Origin of the sequence: Pseudomonas sp. GD03842 (assembly GCF_029841165.1) — a bacterium.
Taxonomy (GTDB): Bacteria; Pseudomonadota; Gammaproteobacteria; order Pseudomonadales; family Pseudomonadaceae; genus Aquipseudomonas.
In genome coordinates this window covers 435,817-458,717 of record NZ_JAOCEA010000003.1, presented here as the reverse complement: position 1 = coordinate 458,717, position 22,901 = coordinate 435,817, and the positions used below count along the sequence as shown (strand labels likewise).

Sequence of the window (22,901 nt, the reverse complement as noted above, 5' to 3'; positions counted from 1 at the left end):
CGATTCTAGACGGAAGGCTGAAGCAGCAGGGCCACTAATGCGCTCCACCCCGTCTGGTGCGAGGCCCCGAGACCACGTCCGTTCTCACCGTGGAAGTACTCATGAAACAGCACCAGATCTCGGCTAAGAGGGTCACGTTCAAGCTGCGCATAACCTGCCATGACCGGGCGGTTCCCCTCGTCGTTACGAAGGAAAAGTTGGCTGATCCGCTGACTCAGCCCGTCTGCTACTTCCTTGAGCGAGGCGAGATAGCCCGAGCCGCTCGGATATTCGACGGAAAAGTTCTCGCCGTAGTAGCGGTGGAACTCCCGCAGTGACTCGATGAGCATGTAATTCAACGGTATCCAGACCGGACCCCGCCAGTTGGAATTGCCGCCAAACAATCGAGAGCCGGACTCCGCAGGCTCATAATCCGCCGACAGTGTGTTGCCATTGATCTGCATGCTGAACGGCTGCTTGGCGTAAAACTTGGATAAAGAACGCACGCCGTAAGGCGAGAGAAATTCGTGCTCATCGAGCATGCGTGTGATCAGGTCCTTGGTTCTCTGCCCGCGCAGCAGCGCTAATAGCAGACGGTTGCCTTTTCCCGGTTCGGTCCATCGCGAGACCAACGCCGCCAAGTCTGGTCGATGGTGTAAAAAACCCAACAAACGCTCTCTCAGGCCTTTCAAGCCCTCATGCTCGCGCTGCTCCAATACCCTCACGGCGAACAGCGGAATCAACCCTACGAAGGATCGAAGCCTGACCGATTCCCGCTGACCATCCGGGCGATGCAATACGTCATAGAAAAAACCATCCTCATCGTTCCAGAGGCCTTCTACCTCCGCTTGATCAACTTCATTGATGGCACCAGCGATATACAGGAAATGCTCGAAGAACTTCACAGCAATATCGACGTAAACCTCATTGTATTGCGCGAGCTCTAGGGCAATGCGCATCAAGTCCAGGGCATAGGCTGCGACCCATGCCGTACCGTCCGCCTGATCGAGCTGGTAGCCAGGGGCGAGGGCAGCGGAACGGTCGAACAGCCCGATGTTGTCCAGCCCAAGAAAGCCCCCTTGGAAGATATTGTGGCCTTCGGCGTCCTTTCGATTGACCCACCAAGAAAAATTCAACAGCAGCTTGTGGAAAACCCGCTCGAGAAAGGCCACATCGCCGAAGCCTTTTTGAGCCTTTTCCATTTGATAAACGCGCCACGATGCCAAGGCGTGCACAGGAGGGTTGGCGTCGTCAAACCGCCACTCATACGCAGGAAGCTGGCCGTTAGGGTGCATGAAACGGTCCTTTACCAGCAGCAGCAATTGGTCTTTGGCGAAATCCACATCGATGAGCGCGAAGGCCACCGCTTGAAAAGCCAGATCCCACGAGGCATACCACGGGTATTCCCATTTATCGGGCATTGAGACGATGTCGAAGTTGCACAGGTGCCTCCATTGACTGTTGCGCAGATGAGCGCGTTCCTTCGGAAGCGGGGGGAGACCCGGGTCGCCATCAAGCCAGGCTTTCACATCGAAAGCGTAAAGCTGTTTGGACCACAGCAGGCCCGCCATGGCTTGGCGTTGAACATTACGCGCGTCGGGGTCCATCAAGTCCGCTTGCAACACACCATAATATTCATCCGCTTCCTGCCGACGTCTTTCAAACAGCTTCTTCGCATTCACTCGAGCACAGCCAGCCGGTGCGAAGCGCATGTAGACGGATGAAGAACTTCCCCCGGCTAATTCCAGGACAAAATCCGCAGCCACTTTGGTGCCGGTGTCACGACGTATCGCGTCCTCTCTGCCGTCGACGAGCCAGTCATTGATACCATCCTTGAAGGGCCCGGCTTCCTCAAGGCCAAACAGCTTGGGGGAGTTCGTGCGATTTTCACAAAATATCCACTCACATGCGTCCATCCCCCAGGCCGATGCTTCTCGTTCTGCCTGCTGAGGATGGCGAGCCACAATACGGTCGCCAATGAGCGAGAGGGAAGGGCGCTCAGCGTCCAGTGCCCAACTCCATGTATCCCGCGCCCAGACGTGGGGGAGGACATGCAATCGCGCAGAACAATCTGACCGGTTGACGACTGTCACCCGCATCAATATATCGTCGGGGGTGTTTTTGGCGTATTCGATGCTGACATCGAAATAATGGTCGTCGTTGAAAACACCGGTATCCAGCACTTCGTATTCCGGATCATCCAAACCGCGACGCGCGTTTTCTTCAACCAGATCACTGTAGGGGAATGCTGAGTGTGGGTATTTGTAGAGCATGCGCATGTAAGCATGACTCGGCACGCCATCCACATGGAAGTAAAGCTCCTTCACATCCTCGCCGTGATTGCCCTCGCTGTTGTTCAATCCGAACAAGCGCTCCTTGAGTATCGGGTCGCGCCCGTTCCACAACGCGAGCCCAAGGCACCAGTACTGCGCTTTGTCCGAGAAACCGCCCAAGCCATCCTCGCCCCAGCGGTAGGTACGACTGCGGGCGTGGTCGTGCGGGAAATAGTCCCAAGCGTTGCCATCAGCGCTGTAGTCCTCTCGGACGGTTCCCCACTGACGATCGCTCAGATAGGGCCCCCATTCCCGCCAACCTGCCGCTTCCTCGCCTTTTAGCCGTAGCCCTTCAGTCGTCTGTTGCAAGGTCTTCCGAGCAGCGTTGGCAGGCATAGTCAATTTCCAGTCACTGGCGTTGTAGTCGTAATTGAACGATGTCAGGAGCAATCTATCATTAACGCAGCGAGTCAGAGCGGCGTATGTCGAGCCAGCCTGAAGGTGAGATATGTTCCACGTGGAACAGAAACGGAATACGGCGTTAGCCAATGACCCGACGACGCTTGGTCATCCGACGGAAAAAACCAAAAAGCCCGCTAATGCGGGCTTTGAGGTGAAGGGCAGGCTTAAGAATCCATTACAGGAAAACGGCTGCTCGGGGTGGTAAAAACAGCGGCGTCAAAAATCCAGGTTCGAGACCGCCAAAGCGTTGGCTTCAATGAAGTCACGACGCGGTTCGACGGCATCGCCCATCAAGGTATTAAAGATCTGATCCGCAGCGATCGCGTCCTCGATCGTCACCTTCAGCATGCGGCGCACGGTCGGGTCCATTGTGGTTTCCCACAACTGATCCGGGTTCATTTCGCCCAATCCTTTGTATCGCTGAATGGTATGGCGCTTGGTACTTTCAGTCATCAGCCAGTTCAGCGCTTCCTTGAACTCAGTGACAGATTTCTTGCGTTCGCCACGTTGCACATAGGCGCCTTCTTCGAGCAACGAACCGATTTGCGCACCGAGCGCAGTGACCGTTTTGTAGTCGTTGCTCGCGAAGAAATCACGGTTGAATGTGATGTAGTTGGACAAACCATGAGAGACGATTTCGACCTCTGGCAGCCAGACATTGCGCTCTTTATCTTCCCGCAGACTGGTCTTGTAAACCATGCCCGACTTCTCGGTCGCCCTCAGACGCGCTTCGAACAAAGCCATCCAGGATTGCATCTGCGCATGATCCGACAGCTGCTCCATCGGGACCGCAGGTAGATACACCATATGCTCAGTCAGGTCTTCGGGGTAAAGACGCGACAGACGCTTCAGGGTCTTCATGACCATACGGAAATCATTGACGAGTTTTTCGAGCGCCGGACCGGAGATACCAGGTGCCGATTCACTAAGATGCAGGCTCGCGTCTTCCAGCGCCGACTGCGTCATGTACTCTTCCATGGCGTCGTCGTCTTTGATGTATTGCTCTTGCTTGCCTTTCTTCACCTTATACAGCGGCGGCTGGGCGATGTAGATGTAGCCTCGCTCGACCAGCTCAGGGAGCTGGCGGAAGAAGAACGTTAGGAGCAACGTCCGAATGTGCGAACCGTCAACATCAGCATCGGTCATGATGATGATGTTGTGATAGCGCAGCTTCTCGATATTGTATTCTTCCCGGCCGATGCCGCAGCCGAGTGCAGTGATCAGCGTGCCTACCTCTTGGGACGAAATCATCTTGTCGAAGCGAGCTTTTTCGACGTTCAGAATCTTACCCTTGAGCGGGAGAATTGCCTGAGTCTTGCGGTTGCGACCCTGCTTGGCGGAACCGCCCGCAGAATCACCCTCGACCAGATACAGTTCCGACAGCGCAGGATCCTTTTCCTGACAATCTGCGAGTTTGCCGGGCAGACCTGCAATGTCGAGGGCACCTTTGCGGCGGGTCATCTCCCGCGCTTTACGGGCGGCTTCCCGAGCACGCGCGGCATCGATCATCTTGCCGACAACAGCCTTGGCCTCATTTGGGTTTTCCAGGAGGAAGTCAGAAAAGTATTTACCCATCTCCTGTTCCACCGCGGTTTTGACTTCGGACGATACCAGCTTGTCTTTGGTCTGCGAGCTGAACTTAGGATCGGGAACCTTGACTGAAATAATCGCGGTCAGGCCTTCACGCGCATCGTCGCCAGTGGTGGCGACTTTATGCTTCTTCGCCAGACCTTCCTGCTCAATATAGTTATTGAGGTTACGCGTCAACGCCGAACGGAAACCCACCAAGTGAGTGCCGCCGTCGCGCTGAGGAATGTTGTTGGTGAAACAGAGCAGGTTTTCATTGAAGCTGTCGTTCCACTGCAGTGCGATTTCGACACCCACGCCATCTTCACGCTGCACGCTGAAGTGAAACACTTGGTTGACCGCGGTCTTGTTGGTGTTCAAGTATTCAACGAAGGCGCGTAAACCGCCCTCGTATTTGAACAGCTCCTCTTTCCCGCTACGTTCGTCCTTGAGAACGATGCCAACACCGGAGTTCAGGAACGACAATTCACGAATGCGCTTGGCGAGAATATCCCAGCTGAAGTGGATATTCTTGAAGGTCTCCGCTGAGGGCTTGAAATGGATCTCAGTGCCCGTGGTATCGCTGTCGCCGACGATCTTCATCGGTTCCTTTGGCACGCCGTGAACGTACGTCTGTTCCCAAATCTTGCCACTGCGACGAACCGTGAGGTTCAGTTCTTCCGACAATGCGTTTACGACCGATACACCTACCCCATGCAGTCCGCCTGAGACCTTGTACGAGTTGTCATCAAACTTACCGCCTGCGTGCAGAACGGTCATGATGACTTCCGCGGCTGACACACCTTCTTCTTTATGCACGTCGACCGGGATGCCCCGGCCGTTGTCGCGCACGGTGATGGACTCGTCCGGGTGAATGGTAACGGTGATGTCATCGCAATAACCGGCCAGCGCTTCGTCGATGGAGTTGTCCACCACTTCGAACACCATGTGATGAAGACCACTGCCATCATCCGTATCGCCGATGTACATACCGGGACGCTTGCGTACGGCATCAAGTCCTTTAAGCACCTTGATGCTGGACGAGTCGTACGTTTGATTTTCGCTCATGCATTCACTCCCGATGGTCGTGGGTCTGGGTGATATCGCCTTGTTCCACGTGGAACAAAGCGACTGGCGTATCCGCCTGCCAGCCTTCCCTCAACAATTCATGATCTACACAGGTGATAAACACCTGGCAGCGTAATTCCTCAAGCAGCCGACACAATGCGGTGCGATGGTGTTCGTCGAGCTCGGACGGTAAGTCGTCGACGAGATAAATACATTGGCCTCGGCGAGCCTGATTGACCAGATGGCCCTGGGCAATGCGTAACGCGCAAACCACCAATTTCTGCTGTCCGCGGGACAGGATGTCCGCGGCGTTGTGGCCGCCCAATCGAAGGCGAAGATCTGCGCGCTGCGGGCCGGATTGGGTATGCCCCATCTGCTGATCTCGGTGCAAGGAAGAGGCGAGAACCGTGCTCAACTCTTTTTCCTTGTCCCAGCCGCGGAAATAACTAAGGGTCAGCCCATCCAACTGAACGAGCTCACTGAGTGTCTTTTCAAAAACGGGCTTCAGGGCTTTGATGTAGGCTCTGCGGAACACATCAATTTCGTCACTGGCCAGGCACAATTCCCGATCCCAGGCGGCCTGCGAAGCGACGTCAAGTGTACCATGCCGCAGCCATGAGTTCCGCTGCCGTAGGGCCTTCTGCAAGCGCTGCCAAGTGGCCATGAAGCGAGGTTCCACGTGGAACACTCCCCAATCCAGGAACTGTCGCCGTATCTTCGGCGCCCCTTCCAACAAGCGGAAGCTGTCTGGGTTAATGAGCTGAAGAGGCAGCGTTTCTGCCAACTGCGCCGCACTTTTGGCATTCTGGCCGTCTATGCGAATCTGAAATTCACCTTGTCGATCTCGTGAAATACCGAGATTGCTCTGTCCGCCCTCATTCAAGAGAACTTGCCCAAACACGGTGCAGGCAGGCTGGTCATACTGGATAACGGGCTGCAACCGGGTGCTGCGAAAAGAGCGAGCAAGGCCGAGAAGATGGATAGCCTCAAGCAGACTGGTCTTGCCGCTGCCGTTAGCGCCGTAAAGAATATTGATACGGGGGGAAGGGGAAAAGGTCACCGGGTGCAAATTGCGCACCCCGGTGACCGAGATGCGGCTAAGAGACATCGAGCGCCCGCTGGTTACAGGCGCATTGGCATGACGACGTAGGCCGAATCATCGTTGCCCGACTCCTGAACCAGCGCACTGCTGTTGGAATCGGACAATATCAGACGAACTTGTTCCGTGGTCATAACGCCGAGAACGTCCAGCAGGTAGCTGACGTTGAAGCCGATTTCCAACGATCCACCGTTGTAGTCGACGCCAATCTCTTCTTCCGCTTCCTCTTGTTCGGGGTTATTCGCTTGAATCTTCAACTGACCGCTAGCGAGTTGAAGACGAATGCCCCGGTATTTTTCGTTGGACAGAATCGCCGTGCGACTGAAGGCTTCACGTAATGCCTGACGGTCACCCACCACCAGTTTGTCACCGCCTTTAGGCAACACGCGCTCGTAGTCAGGGAATTTGCCATCCACCAGCTTTGACGTGAACGTGAATTCACCGGTTGTCGCACGGATGTGGTGCTGCCCGAGGACAATGCTGACCAAGCCGTCTTGCTCGGTGAGCAGACGTGCCAATTCAAGAATGCCCTTGCGAGGCACAATCACTTGGTGGCGATCAGCGTGCTCAATCTCCGCTGCCATGGAGCACATGGCCAGACGATGACCGTCTGTCGACACCGCACGCAGCACACCCGACTGCACTTCGAGCAGCATGCCGTTGAGGTAATACCGCACATCTTGTTGCGCCATTGCAAAACTGGTCCGCTCGATCAGTCGGCGCAGCTTGCTCTGGACCAGATTGAACGTCAGCGAACCTGGCCCTTCTTCCACCGTCGGGAAGTCGTTTGCAGGCAGCGTAGACAGCGTGAAACGGCTACGTCCGGCCTTGACCACCAGTTTCTGTTCGTCGAGCCTGATGTCGATCAAGGCATCGTTCGGCAGGCTTTTACAAATGTCCATGAGCTTGCGCGCCGGGACGGTTATTTCGCCCGATTGAGCGGGCTCTTCCAACTGAACGCGACCAACGAGCTCGACCTCAAGGTCCGTGCCGGTCAACGACAACTGCTGGCCTTCAACGACCAACAGTACGTTGGACAGAACCGGCAAGGTCTGGCGGCGTTCTACGACACCGGCGACCAGTTGCAGGGGTTTCAACAGGGCTTCGCGTTGAATGGTGAAATGCATGGTCTAGTCCCTTGCCTTGATAAGCTGCGTCGGCATCAAGTTGTCAGAGTCCGCAGCAAGTTCTTGTAGTCCTCGCGGATATCCGCATCGGATTCTTTCAGTTCATTGATCTTCCGGCACGCGTGCAGCACGGTAGTGTGGTCACGGCCTCCAAACACGTCGCCAATTTCCGGCAGGCTGTGGTTGGTCAATTCCTTGGAGAGCGCCATCGCGACCTGTCGTGGGCGGGCAACTGACCGCGAACGACGTTTCGACAGCAGGTCGGAAATCTTGATTTTGTAGTACTCAGCGACGGTGCGCTGAATGTTATCCACACTGACCAGCTTATCCTGAAGCGCTAGCAGATCCTTGAGGGATTCTCGAATCAGCTCGATGGTGATGTCTCGTCCCATGAAGTGAGAATGAGCAATGACGCGTTTGAGGGCGCCCTCGAGCTCACGGACGTTCGAACGAATGCGCTGGGCAATGAAGAAAGCGGCATCGTGGGGAAGCTCGACCTTCGCCTGGTCCGCTTTTTTCATCAGGATCGCCACTCGAGTCTCAAGCTCGGGCGGCTCCACTGCAACGGTCAGACCCCAGCCAAAACGAGACTTGAGCCGCTCCTCAAGCCCTTCGATCTCTTTAGGATAGCGGTCACTGGTGAGGATGACCTGCTGACCACCTTCGAGCAAGGCGTTGAAGGTGTGAAAAAACTCTTCCTGAGAGCGCTCTTTGCGAGCAAAAAACTGGATATCGTCGATTAGCAAGGCGTCCACCGACCGGTAGAAACGCTTGAACTCATTGATGGCGTTCAACTGAAGCGCCTTGACCATATCCGCGACGAAGCGCTCGGAATGCAAGTACACGACTTTGGCGTTCGGGTTTTTCTTGAGCAGGTGGTTACCCACAGCATGCATCAAGTGAGTCTTACCCAAGCCGACGCCGCCATAAAGAAAGAGGGGGTTGTAACCGTGCTTGGGATTGTCCGCTACCTGCCAGGCGGCAGCTCGCGCAAGCTGGTTGGATTTACCTTCGACGAAATTCTCGAAAGTGAAGGTACGGTTCAAGTAGCTGGTGTGCTTGAGCGCACCCTCGACCTGTACGCTGCGTTGTTCCGTTTTGGCAGCCGCTACCGGTTGCGCGTTGGCGGCCGTCATGGGATCGAAACTGGCTCGCGACGGTTCGTCGTCGGTCTGCAGCGAGGTTTGCAGGGCAGGTGCGGGCGCTTGTGCAGGTGCATCCGCAGGCGGCGTCACGCCATTAGGTTGGACGCTGCCTGCATGTTGGGCAGCTTGCGAGGCCGCAGCAGCTGCCGCCAGTGGAGCCGTCGGCGCTGCTCGAGGAGCAGAACTGCGCTTGCTGCCTATTAATAAGGAGAGTGCCGGGGCGATCCCCTGACCCTGCTCGCCTAGCAGCTCCAGCAGCCGCCCCAGGTACTTTTCATTCACCCAGTCGAGCACGAACCGATTAGGCGCATACACGCGCAACTCGTCGCCCTCGGCTTCGACCTGTAGCGGACGGATCCAGGTGTTGAATTGCTGGGCCGGCAGCTCATCGCGCAAAAGCTCCACGCACTGCTGCCAAAGTTCCACTGACACGGAAATCCCCTAAGTATCGAAAGCCATGAGGCAAAAAAACAGGCGGCCATTGTACCCACCCCGGGCGGACTTATCCACATACGGACAGCCGTGAGGAACTGAAAATCAAGCGTTAATGGATCAAAATTACCATCGATGGAGTGTGAATAAGCTCTGTGGATAAACCTCGCTGGCTACTCTGCATAACTCACGCCGCAAATCTGTGGATAAGGTCCCTGTGGATAAAACAGCATTCCATGCACAGCCTTTCCTCAGGGTCGACACAGTCGCAGCACCGTTTTCAGACAGAGTTGTGATCCTCTGTACACCTTGTAGAAAAAGGCGTTTGGTAGGTTATCCACAGAGAATGGGGCCTCTAGCTCTTATAAGCTCTTCAAAAAAGCTTTAAATATGTCCTTTCTTTATTTCTATCTTTGGCTCAGTGATCCGTTTGCCCGAGCGCCGGGTTGTCAGCCCTTCCTCTAATTAAGAAGACCGTGCAGGAATCGTTGGCTGGAAATTGACCTGAGGGCTTGCTTTCTCTAGAATCCCCGCTCTCTTAAAACGGGGTCATTCCGGCCCGTTGTGGACGAACCAGGTAACACACCATGAAACGTACTTTCCAACCGAGCACCATCAAGCGCGCCCGCACCCACGGTTTCCGTGCTCGCATGGCAACCAAAAACGGACGTCAGGTTCTGTCGCGTCGTCGCGCCAAAGGCCGTAAGCGTCTGACAGTTTGATCAGTCGGCACAGGTGGTGAGTCGAGACTTCAGTCGGGAAAAACGTCTGTTGACGCCCCGGCATTTCAAGGCAGTCTTTGACTCCCCAACCGGCAAGGTTCCGGGAAAAAATCTCCTGCTCCTTGTACGCGACAACGAACTCGATCACGCCCGGCTGGGTTTGGTGATTGGGAAAAAGAGCGTAAAGCTCTCCGTTGAGCGTAACCGCCTGAAGCGTCTGATGCGCGAGTCCTTCCGTCTCCACCAGGACAACCTGGCAGGCGTAGATATCGTGGTCGTCGCACGCAAAGGCTTGGGTGACATTGATAACCCCGAATTGATTCAGCATTTCGGCAAGCTCTGGAAACGTCTGGCGCGCAGCCGATCCAGTCCAGAAGCGAAAACCGAAACTGCGGGGGTAAACAGTCCTGATGCGTAAACTGGCACTCGTTCCGATCCAGTTTTACCGTTATGCCATCAGTCCCCTGATGGCCAGTCACTGTCGTTTCTACCCCAGTTGCTCCTGCTATGCGTACGAAGCCATTGAAACCTATGGCCTGGTACGCGGCGGCTGGCTGACTCTGCGTCGCCTAGGTCGCTGTCATCCGTGGAATCCCGGTGGTTTCGACCCGGTTCCACCCGCTCCCAAACCCCGTTCCTCTTCGATGGCCGAGTAATCATGGATATCAAACGCACAATCCTGATCGTCGCCCTGGCAATCGTGACCTACGTCGGTGTCCTGAAATGGAACCAGGACTATGGTCAGGCTGCCCTGCCGACTCAGAATGTTGCCGCCAGCACCAATACCGCCGCGCTGCCCGACACACCACAAGGTACAGCCGCAAATGCGGACGTGCCCAGTGCGACCGGAGAAGTGACAGCCCCTGCCGAAACACCGGTGGCCGTCAGCAAAGACCTCATTCAGGTCAAAACTGACGTATTGAACTTGGCGATTGACCCAGTGGGTGGTGATGTGGTCCAGCTGAGGCTGCCTCTCTATCCACGTCGGCAGGACCATCCAGAGATCCCGTTCCAACTGTTCGATAACGGCGGTGAGCGTACCTTTCTTGCGCAAAGCGGCCTGACAGGTATGAACGGGCCGGACGCCCGCGCCGGTGGACGTCCTGTTTACATCAGCGCTCAGAAAAATTACCAACTGGCTGAAGGCCAGAATGATCTGGTCGTCGACCTGAAATACTCCGATGCAGGCGTCAACTACATCAAGCGCTTCACATTCAAGCGCGGCCTGTACGACCTGACTGTCACGTATCTGATCGACAACCAGAGTGGGCAAACCTGGAATGGCAATCTGTTTGCCCAATTGAAACGCGATGCGAGCGCTGACCCTTCGTCGACCACCGCAACCGGTACCGCCACTTATCTGGGCGCGGCCATGTGGACACCTTCGGAACCTTACAAAAAGGTATCGATGAAGGACATCGACAAAGGCTCGCTCAAAGACACCGTTCAAGGTGGTTGGGTAGCCTGGCTGCAGCACTATTTCGTGACCGCCTGGATCCCGAGCAAGACAGATAGCAATACTGTCACTACCCGTAAAGACAGTGTGGGCAACTACATCATCGGCTTCACCGGCCCAGGGCTGACCGTCGCTCCAGGTGCCAAAGCCGAGACCACCGCGACGCTGTACGCCGGTCCGAAGAGTCAGGCCGTTCTGAAAGAACTGTCTCCAGGTCTGGAACTGACTGTGGACTACGGCATCCTCTGGTTCATCGCGCAGCCAATCTTCTGGTTGTTGCAACATATCCACAGCATTGTGGGCAACTGGGGCTGGTCGATCATTTTCCTGACCATGCTCATCAAAGCGCTGTTCTTCCCGCTGTCGGCCGCCAGCTACAAGTCCATGGCACGCATGCGCGCTGTTGCACCACGCCTTGCGGCGCTAAAAGAGCAGCATGGCGACGATCGTCAGAAGCTCTCGCAAGCGATGATGGAGTTGTACAAGAAGGAAAAAATCAACCCCCTGGGTGGTTGCCTGCCGATCCTAGTCCAAATGCCGGTCTTCCTCTCGTTGTACTGGGTGCTGCTGGAAAGCGTTGAAATGCGTCAAGCACCTTGGCTGCTGTGGATAACTGACCTGTCGATCAAGGATCCGTTCTTCATTCTGCCAATCATCATGGGCGCTACGATGTTCATTCAGCAGCGTCTCAACCCCGCTCCGCCCGATCCGATGCAGGCGAAGGTCATGAAGCTGATGCCGATCATCTTCACCTTCTTCTTCCTGTGGTTCCCTGCGGGTCTGGTGCTGTACTGGGTGGTGAACAACACCCTGTCGATCGCTCAGCAGTGGTACATCACACGGAGCATCGAGGCCAAAGCCAACAAAGCGGCGGCTTGATCTACCCTGTGAATAAGTAGTGCGAAGCGCCCCCTCTGTGGGGCGTTTTGCTATCCGTCAGTTTTATCCAGGAGGCGGACATGAGCGTCCCTCGTGAAACCATCGTTGCCATCGCCACTGCTCAGGGCCGCGGAGGCGTCGGTATCGTGCGTATTTCCGGTCCGTTGGCGAGCCATATCGCAACCGCCGTCACGGGCAGGAGTCTGCAGCCTCGTCACGCCCATTACGGAGCTTTCCACGATGCCGACACCTCTGTCATCGACGAGGGAATCGCATTGTACTTCCCGGGGCCGAACTCATTCACTGGCGAAGATGTGCTGGAGCTTCAGGGCCATGGCGGCCCGGTCGTATTGGACATGCTGCTACAACGCTGTGTACAACTCGGCAGTCGCCTGGCCAGGCCTGGCGAATTCAGCGAACGTGCATTCTTGAATGACAAACTCGATCTGGCACAGGCTGAAGCGATCGCTGATCTGATCGAGGCCAGTTCTGCACAGGCAGCTCGAAATGCCCTGCGCTCGTTGCAAGGTGCCTTCTCCCAACGCGTCCATAGCCTTACCGAGAAGTTGATCGGGCTGCGGATCTACGTTGAAGCAGCCATCGATTTCCCCGAAGAAGAAATTGATTTCCTTGCTGACGGGCATGTGCTGAGCAAGCTGAATGAAGTGCGCGAAGAATTATCCACAGTTCTACGCGAAGCCAATCAAGGCGCACTGCTGCGCGACGGTATGACCGTCGTCATTGCGGGAAGGCCCAATGCAGGCAAATCCAGCCTGCTGAACGCTCTCGCGGGGCGCGAGGCAGCGATCGTTACCGAAATCGCCGGCACCACCCGCGACATTCTGCGCGAACATATCCACATAGACGGCATGCCGCTGCATATCGTGGACACGGCAGGGCTGCGCGATACGCAGGACCAGGTGGAACGAATTGGCGTGGAGCGAGCACTGAAAGCCATTAACGACGCTGACCGAATTCTGCTGGTCGTCGATGCCACGGCCCCCGAGGCGAGCGACCCTTTCGCACTGTGGCCAGAATTTCTTCAACAGCGTCCCAATCCTGCCCATGTCACACTCATTCGCAACAAAGCTGACCTAAGCGGCGATCCTATTACCCTTAAGCAGGGTGAGGATGGTCATGCAATCGTCAGCTTGAGTGCGAAATCCGGCGGAAAAGGCCTTGAACTGTTGCGTGAACACCTTAAGGCCTGCATGGGTTATCAACAGACCGCTGAAAGCAGCTTCAGCGCACGGCGACGCCATTTGGAATCATTACATAGGGCCGATGCCTTTCTTGAACATGGCCACGCTCAATTGACGATGGCGGGAGCCGGTGAGCTTCTGGCAGAGGACCTGCGTCTAGCCCAGCAGAATCTGGGAGAAATTACAGGGGCGTTCAGTTCCGACGACTTACTGGGCCGAATTTTCTCCAGCTTCTGCATCGGTAAGTAGTTCAATTCCCCTTCTCGGCCCCTACCGGGGCCATCTTCCCTAACACGTCATGCCTCTTGGATCTCCGGCCGTGCGACAGCACCGCCGGTCGCTTCCGCACGCTTGCATCTCAAGAAAGGACTGCCCGTGACCGGGATAAGGTCTGTGCATAACCTCCTGTCAGCTCCGTAGATAAGTGCGTCTGAAAGATGAGCACAAGTGCCTCTGTGGATAACGGGTGATTTTATTCACAGGCTTAACGTCGTTATCCAGAGCGCTCCGATCCACCTAGGCACAGGGTTCAGTTTCTCTGTACACCCCGTTTTACAAGGGATACATGAATCTATCCACAGAAAGCAGCAGGTATAAACATAAACATAAAAACAGAGCTTTTATAAATTTCTCTTCTTTTTTATTTTTTTATTCCCATCGGTCCACAGCTGGTTAAATTTTGCGCAAAAGGTTTCTTTCAACAGGTTGAAGTCCCTATACTTGCCGCCAATTTCCAATTCCCCCCATTTAACAGGCACGAGGTGCGTGGTGGATTTCCCTTCCCGTTTTGAAGTGATCGTCATCGGCGGCGGTCATGCCGGTACCGAGGCAGCACTTGCGTCAGCTCGCATGGGTGTGAAAACCCTGCTCCTGACGCACAACGTGGAAACCCTCGGGCAAATGAGCTGCAACCCCGCCATTGGCGGCATCGGTAAAAGTCATCTTGTCAAAGAGATTGATGCGCTCGGTGGAGCGATGGCGGTGGCAACCGATCTTGGCGGCATCCAGTTTCGTGTACTCAACAGTCGCAAAGGCCCAGCCGTAAGGGCTACCCGTGCGCAAGCAGACCGGATTCTTTATAAGGCCGCGATCCGCGAGATCATTGAGAACCAGCCAAACCTGTGGATATTTCAGCAGTCCTGCGACGATCTGATCGTTGAGCAGGATCAGGTACGAGGCGTAGTGACCCAGATGGGTCTGCGTTTTATGGCGGATTCGGTGGTATTGACCACTGGCACGTTCCTCGGTGGACTTATCCACATCGGGTTGCAGAACTATTCGGGTGGTCGCGCGGGGGATCCGCCTTCCATCGCGCTGGCGCGGCGTCTGCGCGAGTTGCCGCTGCGTGTTGGGCGGTTGAAAACTGGAACTCCGCCCCGCATCGACGGACGCTCTGTCGATTTTTCGGTGATGACCGAGCAGCCAGGCGATTCGCCGATCCCTGTGATGTCATTCCTTGGCAACAAGCAGCAACATCCTCGGCAGGTCAGTTGCTGGATCACGCACACGAACGCGCGTACCCACGAAATCATTGCAAAGAACCTCGATCGTTCGCCGATGTACTCGGCTGCTGGTGAAATCGAGGGCGTCGGCCCGCGTTATTGCCCGTCGATCGAAGATAAGATCCACCGCTTTGCGGACAAGGAAAGCCATCAGGTATTCATCGAGCCAGAAGGGTTGACGACGCACGAGCTCTACCCGAACGGCATTTCCACTTCGTTGCCCTTCGACGTGCAATTGCAGATCGTTCGATCGATACGCGGCATGGAAAACGCACACATCGTCCGCCCAGGCTATGCGATCGAGTACGATTACTTCGATCCGCGTGACCTGAAATACAGTTTGGAAACCAAGGTCATTGGTGGGCTGTTTTTTGCCGGCCAAATCAACGGTACCACTGGGTACGAAGAGGCTGGGGCCCAAGGGTTGCTCGCAGGCACCAACGCGGCGCTGCGCGCTCAAGGCATGGAGAGCTGGTGCCCGCGCCGTGACGAAGCGTACATAGGTGTGTTGGTGGATGATCTGATCACGCTCGGGACTCAGGAGCCGTACCGCATGTTCACTTCTCGGGCGGAATACCGGCTTATCCTGCGTGAGGACAACGCGGACTTGCGGCTGACGGAAAAAGGCCGGGAGCTTGGGCTGGTCGACGATGCCCGCTGGGCCGCTTTCTGCGCAAAACGCGAAGGCATCGAACAGGAGGAGCAGCGCCTCAAGACGACGTGGATTCGTCCCGGTACAGAGCAAGGCGATGCTGTATCCGCTCATTTCGGTACGCCGCTGACCCACGAATACAATTTGCTCAACCTGCTGAGCCGGCCTGAAATCGACTACGCCAGCCTCGTCGCGCTGACCGGCGAACAGGTGGTTGATCCTCAAGTTGCCGAGCAGGTGGAGATCAAAACCAAATACGCCGGTTACATCGACCGCCAACAGGACGAAATCGCTCGGCTGCGGGCTAGCGAAGACATCAAGCTGCCTGTGGATATCGACTACTCGGGCATTTCGGGCCTGTCGAAAGAGATCCAGAGCAAATTGGGGACAACCCGGCCTGAGACGCTTGGCCAAGCTTCACGCATTCCTGGCGTTACCCCGGCGGCAATCTCACTGCTCATGATTCACCTGAAAAAACGCGGCGCGGGCCGTCAATTGGAGCAAAGCGCTTGAATTCGTTGGTCACCCCGCAGCATGCAGAAGAACTGACCCTTGGCGCACGTGAGCTAGGCGTCGAATTGACCGAGGTTCAACACTCACGTCTATTGGGCTATCTGGCACTGCTCATCAAATGGAACAAGGCCTACAACCTGACCGCAGTGCGTGATCCGGATGAAATGGTGTCTCGCCACCTGCTCGACAGCCTGAGCGTGGTCCCGTTCATCCAAGGTGAACGGCAGTTGGACGTCGGCAGTGGCGGCGGGATGCCTGGCATCCCGCTGGCCATCATGTTTCCAGACATGGACGTGACCTTGCTGGACAGCAACGGTAAGAAAACCCGCTTTCTGACTCAGGTGAAACTTGAGTTGCAGCTGGACAATCTCACGGTTATCCACAGCCGAGCGGAGGCCTTCCAGCCGGAGTTGCCTTTCAACGGCATCGTTTCCCGCGCATTCAGCAGCTTGGAAGATTTCACGCAATGGACGCGTCACATGGGCGACGTCAAAACGCGCTGGCTGGCAATGAAAGGTCTGCATCCAGCGGACGAACTGGTAGCATTGCCGACTGATTTTCATCTGGAAAGCGCGCAAGCCTTGGCCGTACCGGGTTGCCAAGGTCAACGGCATCTGCTGATACTGCGCCGCACGGCATGACAGGGAACACACGCAAGAATGGCTAAGGTATTCGCGATAGCGAACCAAAAAGGAGGGGTGGGCAAAACCACCACCTGCATCAACCTGGCGGCGTCGCTGGTGGCCACCAAGCGACGGGTGCTGTTGATCGATCTCGATCCACAAGGCAACGCCACCATGGGCAGCGGTGTGGATAAGCACGCCTTGGAGCATTCCGTCTACGATCTGCTGATCGGCGAGTGCGATCTGAACCAGGCCATGCACTTTTCCGAACACGGTGGTTATCAGTTGTTGCCGGCCAACCGGGACCTGACTGCCGCCGAGGTCGTGCTGCTGGAAATGCAGATGAAAGAGTCGCGGCTGCGAACTGCACTGGCGCCGATCCGCGAGAACTATGACTACATCCTGATCGATTGCCCGCCCTCGCTGTCGATGCTGACCCTTAATGCGTTGGTCGCTGCCGACGGTGTCATCATTCCCATGCAGTGTGAGTACTTTGCGCTCGAGGGATTGAGCGACCTTGTGGATAACATCAAGCGAATAGGCGAACTGCTGAATCCGGCCCTGAAGATCGAAGGACTTCTGCGCACGATGTATGACCCGCGTCTGAGCCTGATCAACGACGTGTCGGCACAGCTCAAGGAACATTTCGGCGATCAGCTTTATGACACGGTCATCCCGCGGAACATTCGTCTCGCGGAGGCGCCGAGTTTCGGCATGCCTGCATTGGCCTACGACAAGACTTCGCGCGGCGCGCTGGCTTACCTGGCACTGGCTGGCGAAATGGTTCGTCGTCAGCGCCGGACTTCCCGCGCTGTTGCCCAGCCCACCTAAGGAAACGTCATGGCCGTCAAGAAACGAGGACTCGGACGTGGGCTGGACGCACTTCTGAGCAGTCCCACCGTCAGCACGCTGGAGGAACAGGCAGTCAAGGCTGACAAACGCGATCTGCAGAATTTGCCGCTGGATCTTATACAGCGTGGCAAATACCAGCCGCGTCGGGACATGGACCCACAGGCACTTGAAGAACTCGCGAACTCGATCAGAGCTCAAGGTGTGATGCAGCCCATCGTGGTGCGTCCGATTGGCGAAAATCGATACGAGATCATCGCCGGGGAGCGCCGCTGGCGCGCCAGCCAGCAGGCCGGCGTCGACACCATCCCTGCCATGGTCCGCGATGTGCCGGACGAAGCAGCCATTGCCATGGCGCTGATCGAAAACATTCAGCGTGAAGACCTCAACCCCATCGAAGAAGCCATTGCGCTGCAGCGGCTACAGAGTGAATTTCAACTGACCCAACTGCAAGTGGCAGAGGCTGTGGGTAAGTCACGTGTGAGTGTGGCGAATCTGCTCCGTCTGATTGCGTTACCTGAAGCGATCAAGACGATGCTCTCTCACGGTGATCTTGAAATGGGCCATGCCCGCGCGCTGTTGGGTTTGCCGGAAGAGCGCCAGGTCGATGGGGCGCGACACGTTGTCGCACGCGGCCTCACTGTGCGCCAAACTGAGGCACTGGTGCGTCAATGGTTGAGTGGTAAACAGGAGGCCGCGGCGCCTGTGAAAGCCGATCCGGATATCGCCCGCCTCGAACAGCGTCTGGCCGAGCGGCTGGGCTCTGCGGTGCAGATTCGCCACGGCCAGAAGGGAAAAGGCCAACTGGTGATTCGTTACAACTCACTGGACGAGCTGCAAGGCGTCCTCGCTCACATCCGCTGAAACACATCGTGCGTAGCGTGTAGTCGGAAATCACGACCCGGCAGTTGAATAGGGGCTGAACCGCCCCTATACTCTGCGCGCATTTTGTCGGCACAAATTATGCCAAGTTATTGATTTTGGCGGCTGGCATACGAGGAGCCCATGTGATGGAGACACGCACGCCAAACCGCCTGCCGTTTCATCGCCTGGCTGTTTTCCCGGTCTTGCTGGCTCAGCTGATTGTCCTGCTACTGGCGGCGGTGACGCTTTGGCAGTGGCATGGAGTCGCAGCTGGATACTCAGGGCTTTGCGGAGGCCTGATAGCGTGGCTGCCCAATTTGTACTTCGCCCATAAGGCGTTCCGGTTTTCCGGGGCCAGGGCAGCACAAGCCATCGTTCGGTCGTTCTATGCCGGCGAGGCGGGCAAACTGATTTTTACGGCAGTGCTGTTCGCACTGACCTTTGCAGGCGTAAAGCCGCTGGTACCACAGGCGGTTTTCGGCGTATTCATGCTGACCCAGTTGGTCAGCTGGTTCGCACCCCTGCTAATGAGAACAAGACTTTTGAGACCTTAGGGCGTTTGAGGCAACCATGGCAGAGCAAACAGCTTCGGGCTATATCCAGCACCACTTGCAGAACTTGACCTTCGGTCATTTGCCTGACGGCACTTGGGGCTTCGCTCATTCCGCAGCAGAAGCAAAAGAAATGGGCTTTTGGGCTTTCCACCTCGATACGCTCGGCTGGTCGGTTGCCTTGGGCCTGATCTTCGTTCTGTTTTTCCGCATGGCCGCGAAAAAGGCGACCTCGGGTCAGCCGGGCGCCTTGCAGAACTTCGTCGAAGTGTTGGTCGAATTTGTCGACGGCAGTGTTAAAGACAGCTTCCATGGCCGCAGCGCCGTGATTGCTCCGCTGGCGCTGACGATCTTCGCCTGGGTGTTCCTGATGAACGCCGTCGACCTGATTCCGGTCGACTGGATCCCGCAACTGGCCATCATGATTTCCGGTGACCATCACATCCCGTTCCGTGCCGTATCGACTACCGATCCGAACGCTACGCTGGGCATGGCCCTGTCTGTGTTTGCGCTGATCATCTTCTACAGCATCAAGATCAAGGGCATTGGCGGTTTCATCGGTGAATTGACCCTGCATCCGTTCAGCAGCAAGAACGTGCTGGTCCAGGCGCTGTTGGTTCCTGTGAACTTCCTGCTTGAATTCGTGACGCTGGTCGCCAAGCCAATTTCCCTGGCCCTGCGACTGTTCGGCAACATGTACGCCGGTGAATTGGTGTTCATCCTGATTGCGGTCATGTTCGGCAGCGGGTTGCTCTGGCTGAGCGGACTGGGCGTGGTTCTGCAATGGGCGTGGGCGGTCTTCCACATCCTGATCATCACCCTGCAAGCGTTCATCTTCATGATGCTGACCATCGTCTATCTGTCGATGGCTCACGAAGATAACCATTAAGACGCGCTCAGCGAGTCTGATGAGCCCCTCATTGCGGTGGGGGGCCGCCCGCAAGGGCTGATGTAAAAACGATTTTGTTTTACCGCTTTAATCTAAGAAAACCTAACCAATACGACGTAAAAGTCGGGAGGAAAGATGGAAACTGTAGTTGGTCTAACTGCTATCGCTGTTGCACTGCTGATCGGCCTGGGCGCTCTGGGTACTGCAATCGGTTTCGGCCTGCTGGGCGGTAAATTCCTGGAAGGCGCTGCGCGTCAACCAGAAATGGTTCCAATGCTGCAAGTTAAAATGTTCATCGTCGCTGGTCTGCTCGACGCCGTGACCATGATCGGTGTTGGTATCGCTCTGTTCTTCACTTTTGCGAATCCCTTCGTTGGTCAACTCGCTGGCTAATCGCTCGAATTTTCGAGTTGATTGGTGTGATGGACAACGAACGAGCGAGGTGTTGGCGTGAACATTAATGCAACCCTGATTGGCCAGTCCGTTGCGTTCTTCATTTTTGTGCTGTTCTGCATGAAGTTCGTGTGGCCTCCGGTCATCGCGGCTTTGCACGAACGTCAGAAGAAGATCGCGGATGGACTGGACGCTGCCACCCGAGCAGCTCGCGACCTGGAGCTGGCCCAAGATAAAGCGGCCCAGCAACTTCGCGATGCGAAAGCTCAGGCAGCCGAGATCATTGAGCAGGCCAAGAAGCGCGGTACTCAGATTGTCGACGAAGCCCGTGAACAGGCTCGTGTCGATGCTGACCGCATCAAGGCTCAGGCTCAGGCCGAGATCGAGCAGGAACTGAACGGCGTTAAAGACGCGCTGCGCGCCCAGTTGGGTAGCTTGGCTGTCAACGGTGCCGAGAAGATCCTGGGTGCCACAATCGATCAAAACGCGCACGCGGAGCTGGTTGATAAACTGGCTGCAGAAATTTAAGCGAGGGCGATCATGGCAGAACTGACCACGTTGGCCCGACCTTACGCTAAGGCAGCCTTCGAGCATGCCCAGGCCCACCAGCAACTGGCCAATTGGTCAGCCATGCTCGGCCTGGCTGCTGCAGTGTCTCAAGACGAGACGATGCAGCGCCTGCTCAAGGCCCCGCGACTGACGAGCGCAAACAAGGCCGCCACTTTTATTGAAGTGTGCGGCGACAAGTTCGATGCCCAGGCACAGAATTTCATCCACGTCGTTGCCGAAAACGACCGTCTCCAGCTTCTGCCGGAGATCGCTGACCTGTTCGAGCTGTACAAGGCTGAGCAGGAAAAATCGGTCGATGTGGATGTCACCAGTGCTTTTGCATTGAACCAAGAACAGCAAGACAAACTCGCCAAGGTTCTCAGTGCACGGCTCGGCCGGGAAGTGCGCCTGCACGCTGCGGAGGATGCTGCCCTTATAGGCGGTGTCATCATCCGCGCCGGCGACCTGGTTATCGATGGCTCAGTTCGCGGCAAACTCGCGCAACTAGCCGAAGCATTGAAATCTTGAGTTTGAAGGGGCAGCAGAGCAATGCAGCAACTCAATCCTTCCGAAATTAGTGAAATCATCAAGGGCCGCATCGAGAAACTCGATGTGGCCTCCCAAGCCCGTAACGAAGGCACCGTTGTCAGCGTGTCTGACGGTATCGTGCGGATTCACGGTCTGGCCGATGCGATGTACGGCGAAATGATCGAGTTCCCGGGCGGCGTCTACGGTATGGCACTGAACCTGGAGCAAGACTCCGTGGGTGCAGTGGTACTGGGCGCTTACACCTCCTTGGCTGAAGGCATGAGTGCCAAGTGCACCGGCCGTATCCTTGAAGTTCCGGTTGGTAAGGAACTGCTGGGTCGCGTCGTCGACGCGCTCGGTAACCCGGTTGACGGCAAGGGCCCTCTGAACAACACCGAGACCGACGCGGTCGAGAAAGTTGCTCCGGGCGTTATTTGGCGTAAGTCGGTAGACCAGCCTGTGCAAACCGGCTACAAGGCTGTCGATGCCATGATCCCTGTCGGCCGTGGCCAGCGCGAGCTGATCATTGGAGACCGTCAGATCGGTAAAACCGCTCTGGCAATCGACGCGATCATCAATCAGAAAGACAGCGGCATTTTCTGCGTCTACGTCGCAGTGGGTCAGAAGCAATCGACCATTGCCAACGTGGTGCGCAAGCTGGAAGAAAACGGCGCTCTGGCGAACACCGTCATCGTGGCTGCCAGTGCTTCCGAATCCCCTGCGCTGCAATTCCTGGCTCCTTATGCCGGTTGCACCATGGGCGAGTTCTTCCGTGACCGCGGTGAAGATGCGCTGATCGTCTATGACGATCTGTCCAAACAAGCTGTGGCTTATCGTCAGATCTCCCTGCTGCTGCGTCGTCCACCAGGACGTGAAGCGTACCCAGGTGACGTGTTCTATCTCCACTCCCGTCTGCTGGAGCGCGCATCCCGCGTTTCGGAAGAGTACGTCGAGAAGTTCACCAACGGCGCAGTGACCGGCAAGACCGGTTCCTTGACCGCACTGCCGATCATCGAAACCCAGGCGGGTGACGTTTCCGCGTTCGTTCCGACCAACGTGATCTCCATCACCGACGGTCAGATCTTCCTGGAATCGGCCATGTTCAACTCCGGCATCCGTCCGGCAGTTAACGCCGGTGTTTCGGTATCCCGTGTGGGTGGTGCCGCTCAGACCAAGATCATCAAGAAGCTGTCCGGTGGTATCCGTACCGCGCTGGCTCAGTACCGTGAACTGGCAGCATTCGCCCAGTTCGCTTCTGATCTGGACGAAGCGACCCGTAAGCAGCTTGAACATGGTCAGCGCGTTACCGAGCTGATGAAGCAGAAGCAATATGCGCCAATGTCGATCGCCGACATGTCGCTGTCGCTGTATGCCGCTGAGCGTGGGTTCCTGACTGACGTTGAAATCGCCAAGGTCGGTAGCTTCGAACAAGCGCTGATTGCTTACTTCAACCGCGATCACGCCGATTTGATGGCCAAGATCAACGTGAAGGGTGACTTCAACGACGAAATCGATTCTGGCCTGAAAGCCGGTATCGAGAAGTTCAAGGCCACCCAAACCTGGTAAGCCGCAGTGGGA

At 56.3% G+C, this 22,901-nt stretch carries 20 protein-coding genes; 15 read left to right on the top strand and 5 right to left on the bottom strand.

The annotated features are described in order from the left end of the window. Positions 1-5: 5 nt before the first annotated feature. From N5D61_RS07040 to dnaA, 5 genes are all read right to left on the bottom strand, one after another. On the bottom strand, positions 6-2,648 hold the full coding sequence (locus N5D61_RS07040) for a glucosidase (protein WP_279891594.1): 2,643 nt from the start codon (positions 2,646-2,648) through the stop codon (positions 6-8). A 282-nt stretch (positions 2,649-2,930) separates the two neighbouring features. Beyond that, positions 2,931-5,348, bottom strand: a complete 2,418-nt coding sequence (gyrB, locus tag N5D61_RS07035; protein WP_279891591.1) for a DNA topoisomerase (ATP-hydrolyzing) subunit B — start codon at positions 5,346-5,348, stop codon at positions 2,931-2,933. A 4-nt stretch (positions 5,349-5,352) separates the two neighbouring features. Next, positions 5,353-6,456 (bottom strand): DNA replication/repair protein RecF, encoded by a 1,104-nt coding sequence (gene recF, locus N5D61_RS07030; protein WP_279891589.1) that lies wholly within the window; start codon positions 6,454-6,456, stop codon positions 5,353-5,355. A 14-nt stretch (positions 6,457-6,470) separates the two neighbouring features. Next, entirely contained in the window at positions 6,471-7,574 is a 1,104-nt protein-coding gene (gene dnaN, locus N5D61_RS07025) for a DNA polymerase III subunit beta (RefSeq protein WP_108236335.1), read from the bottom strand. 35 nt (positions 7,575-7,609) lie between these two features. Beyond that, positions 7,610-9,151: a chromosomal replication initiator protein DnaA gene (gene dnaA, locus N5D61_RS07020; RefSeq protein ID WP_108236334.1), complete on the bottom strand. Its 1,542-nt coding sequence runs from the start codon at positions 9,149-9,151 to the stop codon at positions 7,610-7,612. Positions 9,152-9,738: 587 nt separating this feature from the next. Here dnaA and rpmH point away from each other — a divergent pair. From rpmH to atpA, 15 genes are all read left to right on the top strand, one after another. Beyond that, a complete protein-coding gene (gene rpmH, locus N5D61_RS07015) occupies positions 9,739-9,873 on the top strand; it encodes a 50S ribosomal protein L34 (protein WP_003290924.1) in 135 nt (44 codons plus the stop codon). 16 nt (positions 9,874-9,889) lie between these two features. After that, entirely contained in the window at positions 9,890-10,291 is a 402-nt protein-coding gene (rnpA, locus tag N5D61_RS07010) for a ribonuclease P protein component (RefSeq protein ID WP_108236437.1), read from the top strand. After that, positions 10,284-10,529: a membrane protein insertion efficiency factor YidD gene (yidD, locus tag N5D61_RS07005; protein ID WP_108236333.1), complete on the top strand. Its 246-nt coding sequence runs from the start codon at positions 10,284-10,286 to the stop codon at positions 10,527-10,529. Before rnpA ends, yidD begins: the two co-directional genes overlap by 8 nt. A 2-nt stretch (positions 10,530-10,531) precedes the next feature. Next, positions 10,532-12,208, top strand: a complete 1,677-nt coding sequence (yidC, locus tag N5D61_RS07000; protein ID WP_279891586.1) for a membrane protein insertase YidC — start codon at positions 10,532-10,534, stop codon at positions 12,206-12,208. A gap of 80 nt (positions 12,209-12,288) precedes the next feature. Continuing rightward, positions 12,289-13,659, top strand: coding sequence for a tRNA uridine-5-carboxymethylaminomethyl(34) synthesis GTPase MnmE (gene mnmE, locus N5D61_RS06995; RefSeq protein ID WP_279891584.1), 1,371 nt, complete (start codon positions 12,289-12,291; stop codon positions 13,657-13,659). Between the two features lie 519 nt (positions 13,660-14,178). After that, positions 14,179-16,077 (top strand): tRNA uridine-5-carboxymethylaminomethyl(34) synthesis enzyme MnmG, encoded by a 1,899-nt coding sequence (gene mnmG, locus N5D61_RS06990; protein ID WP_279891583.1) that lies wholly within the window; start codon positions 14,179-14,181, stop codon positions 16,075-16,077. After that, on the top strand, positions 16,074-16,718 hold the full coding sequence (gene rsmG, locus N5D61_RS06985; protein WP_279891581.1) for a 16S rRNA (guanine(527)-N(7))-methyltransferase RsmG: 645 nt from the start codon (positions 16,074-16,076) through the stop codon (positions 16,716-16,718). Before mnmG ends, rsmG begins: the two co-directional genes overlap by 4 nt. Before the next feature lie 18 nt (positions 16,719-16,736). Continuing rightward, positions 16,737-17,531, top strand: coding sequence for a ParA family protein (locus N5D61_RS06980; protein WP_108236328.1), 795 nt, complete (start codon positions 16,737-16,739; stop codon positions 17,529-17,531). Between the two features lie 9 nt (positions 17,532-17,540). After that, positions 17,541-18,413, top strand: a complete 873-nt coding sequence (locus N5D61_RS06975; protein ID WP_108236327.1) for a ParB/RepB/Spo0J family partition protein — start codon at positions 17,541-17,543, stop codon at positions 18,411-18,413. A gap of 146 nt (positions 18,414-18,559) precedes the next feature. Then, on the top strand, positions 18,560-18,967 hold the full coding sequence (locus N5D61_RS06970; protein WP_279891579.1) for a F0F1 ATP synthase subunit I: 408 nt from the start codon (positions 18,560-18,562) through the stop codon (positions 18,965-18,967). A 16-nt stretch (positions 18,968-18,983) separates the two neighbouring features. Further along, positions 18,984-19,853: a F0F1 ATP synthase subunit A gene (gene atpB, locus N5D61_RS06965; protein ID WP_108236325.1), complete on the top strand. Its 870-nt coding sequence runs from the start codon at positions 18,984-18,986 to the stop codon at positions 19,851-19,853. 135 nt (positions 19,854-19,988) lie between these two features. Then, positions 19,989-20,246, top strand: coding sequence for a F0F1 ATP synthase subunit C (atpE, locus tag N5D61_RS06960; protein WP_002555987.1), 258 nt, complete (start codon positions 19,989-19,991; stop codon positions 20,244-20,246). A gap of 57 nt (positions 20,247-20,303) precedes the next feature. After that, positions 20,304-20,774 carry a F0F1 ATP synthase subunit B gene (locus N5D61_RS06955; RefSeq protein ID WP_108236324.1) on the top strand — a complete coding sequence of 157 codons (471 nt, stop codon included), beginning with the start codon at positions 20,304-20,306 and terminating at the stop codon, positions 20,772-20,774. Positions 20,775-20,786: 12 nt separating this feature from the next. Continuing rightward, positions 20,787-21,323, top strand: coding sequence for a F0F1 ATP synthase subunit delta (locus tag N5D61_RS06950; protein WP_279891576.1), 537 nt, complete (start codon positions 20,787-20,789; stop codon positions 21,321-21,323). 21 nt (positions 21,324-21,344) lie between these two features. After that, positions 21,345-22,889: a F0F1 ATP synthase subunit alpha gene (atpA, locus tag N5D61_RS06945; protein ID WP_279891574.1), complete on the top strand. Its 1,545-nt coding sequence runs from the start codon at positions 21,345-21,347 to the stop codon at positions 22,887-22,889. Positions 22,890-22,901 lie beyond the last annotated feature (12 nt).